At 60.1% G+C, this 5,173-nt stretch carries 4 protein-coding genes and 1 tRNA gene; 3 read left to right on the top strand and 2 right to left on the bottom strand.

Features of this window, described 5'->3' with window-relative positions:
• Positions 1 to 128 precede the first annotated feature (128 nt).
• Both mraY and NW820_RS04375 read left to right on the top strand, forming a co-directional pair.
• The gene (mraY, locus tag NW820_RS04380) at positions 129 to 1,151 is read left to right on the top strand and encodes a phospho-N-acetylmuramoyl-pentapeptide-transferase (protein WP_414406790.1); all 1,023 of its coding nucleotides are present in this window, start codon (positions 129 to 131) and stop codon (positions 1,149 to 1,151) included.
• Positions 1,152 to 1,446: 295 nt separating this feature from the next.
• Positions 1,447 to 4,038 (top strand): DUF3536 domain-containing protein, encoded by a 2,592-nt coding sequence (locus NW820_RS04375; protein WP_414406786.1) that lies wholly within the window; start codon positions 1,447 to 1,449, stop codon positions 4,036 to 4,038.
• A 42-nt stretch (positions 4,039 to 4,080) separates the two neighbouring features.
• Here the strand turns inward: NW820_RS04375 and NW820_RS04370 are convergent.
• Positions 4,081 to 4,154, bottom strand: a tRNA-Pro gene (locus NW820_RS04370).
• A 143-nt stretch (positions 4,155 to 4,297) separates the two neighbouring features.
• Here NW820_RS04370 and NW820_RS04365 point away from each other — a divergent pair.
• Positions 4,298 to 4,753 carry an HHL1-like protein gene (locus tag NW820_RS04365; RefSeq protein WP_414375395.1) on the top strand — a complete coding sequence of 152 codons (456 nt, stop codon included), beginning with the start codon at positions 4,298 to 4,300 and terminating at the stop codon, positions 4,751 to 4,753.
• Here the strand turns inward: NW820_RS04365 and NW820_RS04360 are convergent.
• Positions 4,750 to 5,173 (bottom strand): alpha/beta fold hydrolase (locus tag NW820_RS04360; RefSeq protein ID WP_414406785.1); only part of this gene is annotated, 424 nt, incomplete at its 5' end. The genes NW820_RS04365 and NW820_RS04360 overlap by 4 nt on opposite strands.

Raw genomic sequence — 5,173 nt, 5'->3', positions numbered from 1 at the left:
CTTTCGCCTCTGAGCTCTGGCAGGATAGAGTTTTTGAGGGTTTGGAGGTTGAGGGTGTGAGGGGTTCAGAAAGGGTGGATGCGGATACACTTCCCAATCTGGAGGTGGAAGAGACGGAGTGGGGAGGGATGGCGCTCTCGCTGGGGCTGGGTTTGGCCCTCTCGACCCTTGTGATCGGGATCCGCCCCCAGGTGGTCGTTCCTTTTGGGTTGAGCGCGTTGGGTTCGGCCCTGCTGGGATCCCTGCTCATCCCCGGGTTGCGGCGCTGGAAGGCGGGGCAAGTGATCCGCCAGGAGGGGCCCCAATCCCACCAGAAAAAAGCAGGCACACCCACCATGGGCGGGATCAGCTTTTTGCCCGTGGGGCTACTGGTGGCCGGGATCTGGAGCGGCTGGGATCCCCATTGGCTGGCTGTCGCGCTGCTCACGCTGGCCTACAGCTTTGTCGGCTGGCTGGACGATTGGCTGGTGATCCGACAGCAATCCAACAAGGGGTTGTCTCCCAAACACAAGCTGTTGCTCCAGGTGGGAGTTGCCCTTGGGTTTTGTGTCTACCTGGCCTGGCAGGGGATCCCGACCAGTCTGACCTTGCCGGGGATAGGCACCCTCTCTCTGGGCTGGCTGTTCTGGCCCTTGGCCCTGTTTGTGTTGGTGGGCACCAATAATGCCGTAAACCTCACCGATGGTATGGACGGCTTGGCGGCAGGGGTGGTGGCCATCCTGCTGATTGGGCTGGGGCTCCTTCACAGGGATCCAGAGCTATCGGTGTTGGCTTTCACCCTGAGCGGTGCCTGCTTGGGGTTCCTGGTTCACAACCACCACCGGGCGCGGCTGTTCATGGGCGATACCGGATCCCTGGGGTTGGGGGGCGCTCTGGCCGGGTTGGCGCTGCTGGGGGATCAGCTCTGGGCCTTGGCCCTGATGGGGGGAGTGCTGGTGGCAGAGGCGCTGTCGGTGATGCTGCAGGTGGGCTACTTCCAATACACCAAACGCAAAACCGGCACAGGCAGACGGCTGTTGCGCATGTCGCCCTTGCACCACCATCTGGAGCTGGGGGGCTGGTCGGAGGTGCAGGTGGTGGGATCCCTCTATGGGATAACGGCGCTGCTGGTGGGGCTGGGCTGGGCCTGGTGGCACTGGACCGGAATGTGAGTTCGAGCTGGGGATCCACCGGGATTCCAATGGGGGCCTGACCTCAAACGGGTTGTTCGGCGTGGGAAATGGCCACCGGCAGATCGGCCCCCACCCGCTAAGTCCCGGGATCCCTTCTGTTGTGAGGAAAACGCAAAGATTACTGACCGATGTTTGTTCCCTGTCAAATTTCCAACTGAATCTTTTACATTCACCGTTGCAGATCGGGGATCGCTGTAACGTATGGATATGAACTTAAGTTAACATTGCCTTCCCCTGTAACCCAGTTGGAGGCCTCTAAAAGGAGTGTAATCTCATGATGCCGAGTGGCTCCAAAAATTCCGATAGGCCAGCGGCACAGTCAGGGCACAGCGATTTGGTCTCCGACCCGCCGATGCAAGCGGCTCCTTCTCCGGCAGGTGCTGCTGAGCTTTCCTCTGCGCGGCCGTACGTGGTGTTGCACGGCCATTTCTATCAGCCGCCCCGAGAGGATCCCTGCCTCAACCGCATTCAGCGACAGCCGAGCGCCAGCCCCTTTCACGACTGGAACGAGCGCATTTGGGCGGAATGTTACCGCCCCAACGCCTTTGCCCGCGTTCTGGACGACCAAGGACGGGTGGTGCGCATTGTCAACAACTATGAATTCTTGAGCTTTAACTTCGGCCCTACTCTCCTCTCTTGGCTAGAGGAGCATGACATTGAAGTTTACCAACGCATTTTGGCCGGCGACCGTCTCAGCGCTGAGCGGCTTGAGGGTCATGGCAATGCCATTGCCCAAGTCTACAACCACGTCATCCTGCCCCTGGCCAACGAGCGAGACAAGTACACCCAGATCCGCTGGGGAATTGCCGATTTCCAACACCGCTTCGGGCGCCATCCCCAGGGCATGTGGCTGGCCGAAACCGCCATTGATGCAGCAACGGTCACGGCCTTGGTCGAATGTGGGATCCGCTTCGTCATTTTGGCCCCCAGCCAAGCGCAGCGCATTCGCCCCTTGGGACAAACGGAGTGGATCGACGTTAGCCAAGGCCAGATCGATCCCCGTCGGCCCTACCGCTGCTTTACCCCCGATCGGGAGGGGTACTTGGATATTTTCTTTTTCGATGGCCCCATTTCCCGTGACTTGGGCTTTGGGGATATCGTCTACAGCACCCACTCTCTGGCGGAGCGGATCCGTTCCGCTCTGCGCTCGGACAAAGAGGGGGAAGCCTATCTGGTCAACTGTGCCACCGATGGCGAGACTTTTGGCCACCACAAGCGGGGTGTAGAACGCACGCTGGCCTATGCCTTTTGCGAGGAATTTCCCCGCCGGGGCTGGCAGGTGGGCAACTACAGCCATTTTCTCAGCCAACATCCCCCCACTTGGGAGGTGCAACTGAAACCGGTCACCGCCTGGAGCTGCGCCCACGGGGTAGGACGGTGGTCGCGAGACTGTGGCTGCGGAGCGGTGGGAGGGTGGCACCAACGCTGGCGGCAACCGCTGCGGGAGGCCCTCAACTGGCTGCGGGATCAGCTGGCCGAGATCTACGAGACGGAGGCCAGAGCCTACCTGCGGGATCCCTGGCTGGCGCGGGATCGTTACATCGAGGTGATTTTGGATCGGGAGCGCTGTGATGCCTTTTTGCAGGAGCACCAAAGCCACCGCCTCACCGCCGAAGATCGGGTGCAAGTGCTGCGCCTGTTGGAGATGCAGCGCTACAGCCAGTTGATGTTCACCAGTTGTGGCTGGTTTTTCGAGGAGCTATCCCGTCCTGAAGGGGTGCAGATCCTGCGTTACGCGGCACGGGCTATCCAGTTGGCAGCAGCAGTGGCGGATGTCAACCTAGAAGAGGAGTTTTTGCAGCGCCTGAGCAAGGCCCCCAGCAACCTCGACCTCTACAGAGACGGCAAGGGGGTCTATTGCGCCTTGGTGCGCCCCAGCTTGATCAGCCCGCAACGGCTGGTGGCTCAGCACGCCATGTTTTCCCTGTTTAACGGGATCCCCCGTTCCCAAGGATATGTGCTGGATCAAGTGGATCAAGAGCGCCTGACGATAGGCGGGTCGACACTGGCTATCGGGCGGGTGAAGCTCACTTTTCCCACCACCCGCGAAGAGCACGATCTAATCTACGCCGTGCTCCACCTCGGCGGCTGGGACTTTCAATGTGGCGTCAAGCCGTTTGCTGGGCGGCGCATCTACGAGCAGATAAAAGCGCGGCTGCTGGCCGGATCCCACAGTCGGATACAGATGATCCTGACCCTGCAAGACCTATTTGGGCCGGAAACCTTCGACTTGAACGCCCTCGACGACGAAGATCGGCAGCAGATGATGCGCTGGCTCACTCAAGATACCCTAGACCGCCTGGCCCAGCTCTACCGCCAAACCTACCTGGACAATTACGGGGTCTTGATGGCCTTTCGGGCCGACGGCCTGCCGATCCCGGAAGAGTTGTTGGCTGCCGCTCAGATCACCCTCAACCAACGCCTGTTGACCAGTTTGCGGGCGATGGAAATGGAAGAGGGCAAGCGGGATCACCTGCTGGAATTGCGGGCAATTGTGCGCGAGGCCGAGCAGTTGGGGTGTCAGTTGCGGCGGGAAGAGGCAGCCCGGGTTCTGGATCGGCTCCTACAGCGGGGGATGTGGCACCTTGCCCACGCTTTTGAGCCGGAGACCTTCGGCGAACAGCTCTACAACCTGGAAGAATGGCTGCAATTGGCTGCAGACCTGCGCCTGCCCATCAACTTGGATCGCCTGCAAGAGCTCTATCTGACAGCGCTGGAGCGTCAAATTGGCCCGCGTTGCCCAGCTTGGCCCCAAGAAGACTGCCGAGACATTTCTGCCGAAAACCTGCACCGCCTCTTACAGGTTGGGCAGCGAATTCGGGTCAACGTCAATGCCTGGCTGCGTCACTTACACCCCCAAAATTAAACCCCCAAGATTAAGTTGAGAGCTCAGTGAACTTTAAAGCCATCGGGATGACAGGATTCGAACCTGCGACCCCTTCGTCCCGAACGAAGTGCGCTACCAAGCTGCGCTACATCCCGACTGACGGGCCCCTCTAACCACCCGCCGAAGCTCAACAAGTATAGCACGCCGGCTACGGACAATGAGGACAAGGGATCCCCAGCAGAGAAGGGGATCCGATCTGCGCTAAGCTGCAAAAATCCCCCCTCTCGTCAGCCCAAGTATGAATCCGTCTAAGGGTTTTCGCAAATCCAAGCCTGAGAAAAAACCGGCCAGCTCCAACACTGCCAAGCGTAAGGAAGCCGCCAAACGGTACGACGAGCTGAAAGCCAAGGGGATGCCGGAGTTCAACATCTTTGCCCGCCGTCGCCAGCCCGCGCCTGGCCAGCCCAATCCTTGGCTGCCGGTGGGATCCCTGGCAGTGGGACGTTCCAGCGCCATTCACCAGGCCATTTTCCAAAACGAGGAAGAACTCAAAAAAGCAGCCGTCAGGCTGTTTCCCCGTCTCGGCAAGGTGAAAGATGACCTGGAGTTTGGGTTTCGCCTCAAGGACAAGGACTTCCAAGACGAGCCGATCCAGGTGGCGATCCGCCCCCAGCCTTCACCCCTTCAAGTCTGGATGGCCAAAATCCGAGGTTGGTTGGGCCTCTCCGGCAAAGGAACCTCCAAAAAAGCTTAGACCGCCGCAAAGGCCCTGGGCAGCCAGCCCAAAATCAGAGGGTTGACCACCTCTGGGCGCTCGTCGTGGGGGCAATGGCCTGTATCGGGGATGGGGAGAAACTGGTAGTCGATCCCTTGCACGTGGTTTTGAAAGCCGCGACCCCGTTGAATGGGCGTCCAGGGATCCCCCTCTCCCCAGAGCACCAACAGCGGGCAGCGCACCTGAGGCAATAGGGCTTCAGGAGTTGGGCCAGGGGGAGCGGTGAGAATCGAGGCAAACACCTGCTGAGCGCCCACATCACAGGAAGGGGCATAGAGAATCTCCACCAGCTCATCCGTAATGGCGGCGGGGTTGCGGTACACCTGCTCCAGAGTTGCGCGAATACGCTGCCGCTGCCGCACCCGATCGAACAAAAACGGCCCCGTCACCGGAGAAGCC

The organism is Synechococcus sp. R55.7, assembly GCF_047461955.1.
GTDB lineage: Bacteria > Cyanobacteriota > Cyanobacteriia > Thermostichales > Thermostichaceae > Thermostichus.
This window is presented reverse-complemented; position numbering and strand designations above follow the sequence as displayed.

What these genes read in the sequence shown, in the direction of transcription:
- mraY (WP_414406790.1), top strand. Translation starts at nt 129, where the DNA reads ATGGCGCTCTCGCTGGGGCTGGGTTTGGCCCTCTCGACCCTTGTGATC.
- NW820_RS04375 (WP_414406786.1), top strand. Translation starts at nt 1,447, where the DNA reads ATGATGCCGAGTGGCTCCAAAAATTCCGATAGGCCAGCGGCACAGTCA.
- NW820_RS04365 (WP_414375395.1), top strand. Translation starts at nt 4,298, where the DNA reads ATGAATCCGTCTAAGGGTTTTCGCAAATCCAAGCCTGAGAAAAAACCG.